Below are 3,805 nucleotides of genomic sequence, written 5' to 3'. Positions count from 1 at the left end.
AGAGTCCTGCGGATAATAGTTTTTGGCAGCAAGGAGGCTTTCAAAACGTAATGGCTTCTTGCTCAACCCCAAAAACGTTGTTTCAAAGATCAAAGCCCCATGAAAAAATCATATTTCCATGGGAAAATGGATTGATGTGCCCAAGAAACAGTCAATTTTAGGAAAAAAAGACTTCATCTCCGGATAAATCGTAGATGAAAGCCTTGCTCCTTTAAAATTCATCATGACAACCTCTGATACCTCATGAAGAGTTGCGTCTTTGGCGAATAAGTCGCTAAAACGGGAATAGCTGTTTTTGTGTTGACATCAATTTTGCCATAAGACATTTTTTGGTAGTAATCTAAATGACGATTACTGAATATCAATGAAGAATGTTTCCCAGCTTCGTACATCTTACGACATATACCTTTAAGACTTAAATTGTCAGCGTGATCAACTTGGGCATTAGGTGTGTAGCTGATGGTAGCATTAGATTTCTTACTACATAAAAAAAAATCAATGTCTTCAAACCCATAAAATTTGTATTTTTCCGAGAAACCACCAACATTTGTATAATGTGCTCTCGTGAAAGCTAAGTTGGCTGTTGTGAAAGGAAGGATTTTGCTTTTCACATACGCTTTTTCTCTACGATCACTAATATCTTTTTGGTATCTGTTCCAAAAAATAGTGTCTTGACTTTTTGATACTATTTTCCCACAACTTACAGAGCATTTTTCTAATGCTTGCAAACGCCATTTTTCAGGATAGTTGCCGCATTTTTTAATCAAAATAATTCTAATTGAGAGGAGTTTCCTCGGGCATTTGACCGGAGTAGCCTCCAGCATTGGCAATATCAAGGGTCGAGATAAACGCTCCGCTCTGCTCCGCGCCCTTGACATTACCAACGCTTCCGGCTGATAGAGCCGTTAAGAGATGATTTTGCAAAAAAAATCATCTCGATTTTTCTGTTCTTTGACATCGGTCGTGTTGTTACGCGACCTTCAAAAGTGGCTGGGCCTTCGTTTCGCTGTCTTTTGGACAGTTGAGCCATACCTCCTGAACCGGTTGCCAGTTAACGCTTTTACCACTCCATCGATTGGGACGCTTTTCTTTAGCCAAACGATAAACTGCTTGGCGCTTGGTCAGCAGAATTGAGTCTTCTCCCCGGTGACGTTGAGCCGGAGTCACATAGCGGATTGCGCTGTGCAGATGCTCTTCATTGTACCACCACACGAACCTCCGGACCCACTTTCTAGCTGCATCGATATTGTCAAAACCTTTCACCGGATATTCCGGGCGATACTTGCAGGTTCGGAACAGAGACTCCGAATACGGGTTGTCATTGCTGACCCGTGGCCTACTGTATGACGGCGTTACCCCCAAGGCCTCCAGCTTCGCTTTCATGATAAAGCCTTTTTGCGGACCACCGTTGTCCGCGTGCAGCACCGGCGGATCGAGCAGGCAGTCTTCTGTCAGAATGGCCTTGTGCAAGAGCTTTGCTGCAAAATCTGCGTTCTCTGCAGGATTAACTTCCCAGCCAACCACTTTGCGGCTGTAGATATCAACGATCATATACAGATAAAAATAGAGCCCCCGAATCGGTGACGGCAGCCAGGTAATATCCCAACTCCACACCTGATTAGGACCCGTTGCACAATATCCCTGCGGCGGCCTTTGCCGCCGCGGTTTTGCATTTCGACCACGATGATGTTGCTCATCTGCTTCGTGGAGAATGCGGTAAAAGCTTGATTCTGAGGCAAGGTAGCACCCCTTATCGGCCAGCCGGGGAACTATCTGCCCGGGTGGCATACTTGCATACGCCGGCTGATGGCAGGTGTCCAGAACATTTTGCCTTTCGTCCGGTGTCAATTTGTTCGCCGGTGCCGGACGAGAGACCAAAGGACGTTTGTCCGGCTTGACCCTGCCTCCCTTGGTCCAACGCTGGTAGGTACGAACGTCAATACACGCCACCTTACAGGCCGCTGCAAGGCGGGCACCATCCCGGCGAGCCTTGTCAATCAGCATAACGATTTTACGGCGATCAGGGGTGCTGATCATTCGTCCTCGGGGACCTCCCAGATCGCTTGTACCTTTTTTTGCAACACCAGCAATGCTGCTGCCTCGGCAAGGGCTTTTTCCTTGCGCTGAAGCTCCTTTTCCAGATCCTTAATGCGCTTGCGGTTGGTTTTCTGCTCCGACTTCAGCTTGATGCCGGCTTGTTTATCCCAGTCATTGGCAGCTTCACAGGCTTTCCGCCATACTCTCAGTTGGTCCGGATAAATGCCTTTGCGTCTGCAGTATTCGGCGGTCTCCTCTTCATTTAGTGATGCGGTTTCCAGGACCGCCGCAAACTTGTCACGAGCAGTCCAACCTTCAGGACCCGTATCACCATCCGGCAGCAGTATGCCTTTTGATCTTGCCTCATTACGCCAGTTGTACAATGTTGCTTCGCTGATGCCTTCTTCTTTGGCCAATTGGTTAATAGACCGATTGTGCGGTGGCATCATCTTCTTCAACACCGACTCTTTCCGTTCTGGTGAATATCTCATGCATGAACCTCCTGCCCCCTCTTATAACGGGTTTCTGTTCATGCGGCAACTTCCCTGACACTGGGGGCAAATGTGCAAGTATAAAAAATTTGCCTTGGGGGATACATTCAGAATCGAGCAATATAATGATCTTACCTGTTCCTGAATTACACCCACTGTTCCTTGACGATGACCGGCCAAGATTTTTTTCATGATGAATGATGTCGTCAACAAGATGTGAAAAAATATTTATCAATTTAGTGTATGTATCCTTTTCAGAACCATCGTTAACAATAATAATTCTTGTATTCGCGTCATATGGAAGAATTTGTGAATTAATTGAGGTGATTATGTCATTAAGTTTATTAATATTATTATATATAGGGATTATTATATCGATTTTCATTTAACGTCTTGTTTGGGATAAATATCTCATTTTTCTATATGGTAAATATAATGACCAATATAACATATATATGTAGTTCATAATAATATTGGGACAGTTTTTTTTATGTACATTTTTTTCTTCATTGAATCTTCTTTTTTGTGAATTCCAGTCAGTTTTGGAACTTATACCTGTTAGACGAATTGTCGAAATTGTAAAGTTTTTAACGGCAAAAGATGCTCTAGAACGATATGATCTTAGAATAAAGTCATAGTCCATGCATATTTTAAAGTTTGTATCAAAATTTCCGATTGAGTTAAATAAATGTCTTGAAATTACTTGACCTTGATGGCATGAATTCATCTTGAAATTTAATTGCCAATTTATATTTTTTGATCTAAATGTTGTATTGTTTTTCTCGAATATTTTTACTTGAAAAATATAGAAATCGGACATGTTGTGTAATTGTTCTGCAATGTTGGACAACACAGAAGAGTTTGTTAGAAAGTCATCTGACTGTATAAATAAAATATAATCTCCAGTTGCCAGTTTAACACCTTTGTTCATTGCATCGCCAATTCCTTTGTCCGGTTCGGAAACAACAATATCTATTTTTTCCTTATATTTGTTTATTTTTTCAAGAGTACTATCATTTGACTGGCCATCAATTATTATGAACTCATAATTTTCGTATGATTGATTAATGATACTGCAAATATTACATTCTATGTAGCGTTCAGCATTAAGTGTTACTGTTATAATTGAAAATTTAATTGAGTTGTCTTTTTTATATTTCTTTATTTTTTTCATTATTATTTTGGAGTTTGGAGTTTCATCCGCCATTTTGCATGCGAGCAAGGTGGCGAAATAAAAGATAAAACAACAAAAACATATTGACATCATTGGAAATTTG

4 protein-coding genes are annotated in these 3,805 nt (G+C 41.5%); all 4 read right to left on the bottom strand.

What is annotated here, in order from left to right:
• Positions 1-221: 221 nt before the first annotated feature.
• The gene (locus BLQ17_RS21725) at positions 222-824 is read right to left on the bottom strand and encodes a glycosyltransferase family 2 protein (protein ID WP_176761398.1); all 603 of its coding nucleotides are present in this window, start codon (positions 822-824) and stop codon (positions 222-224) included.
• Between the two features lie 145 nt (positions 825-969).
• Positions 970-2,528, bottom strand: a protein-coding gene (locus BLQ17_RS21720; protein WP_407919134.1) for an IS3 family transposase whose coding sequence is annotated in 2 segments (ribosomal slippage) — positions 970-2,060 and positions 2,060-2,528 — 1,560 coding nt in all. Because the reading frame shifts where the segments join, the coding sequence is not laid out codon by codon here.
• Positions 2,458-2,913 carry a glycosyltransferase family A protein gene (locus BLQ17_RS21715; protein WP_092226341.1) on the bottom strand — a complete coding sequence of 152 codons (456 nt, stop codon included), beginning with the start codon at positions 2,911-2,913 and terminating at the stop codon, positions 2,458-2,460. The genes BLQ17_RS21720 and BLQ17_RS21715 overlap by 71 nt, the downstream gene beginning before the upstream one ends.
• A complete protein-coding gene (locus tag BLQ17_RS21710) occupies positions 2,914-3,735 on the bottom strand; it encodes a glycosyltransferase family 2 protein (protein WP_218121884.1) in 822 nt (273 codons plus the stop codon).
• Between the last annotated feature and the right edge of the window lie 70 nt (positions 3,736-3,805).

Origin of the sequence: Desulforhopalus singaporensis, assembly GCF_900104445.1 — a bacterium.
Lineage (GTDB): Bacteria > Desulfobacterota > Desulfobulbia > Desulfobulbales > Desulfocapsaceae > Desulforhopalus_A > Desulforhopalus_A singaporensis.
This window is presented reverse-complemented; position numbering and strand designations above follow the sequence as displayed.

Bases quoted from the DNA above. Each gene is read 5' to 3' on its own strand.
- BLQ17_RS21725 (WP_176761398.1), bottom strand. From the start codon at position 824: ATGCTGGAGGCTACTCCGGTCAAATGCCCGAGGAAACTCCTCTCAATT.
- BLQ17_RS21715 (WP_092226341.1), bottom strand. From the start codon at position 2,913: ATGAAAATCGATATAATAATCCCTATATATAATAATATTAATAAACTT.
- BLQ17_RS21710 (WP_218121884.1), bottom strand. From the start codon at position 3,735: ATGGCGGATGAAACTCCAAACTCCAAAATAATAATGAAAAAAATAAAG.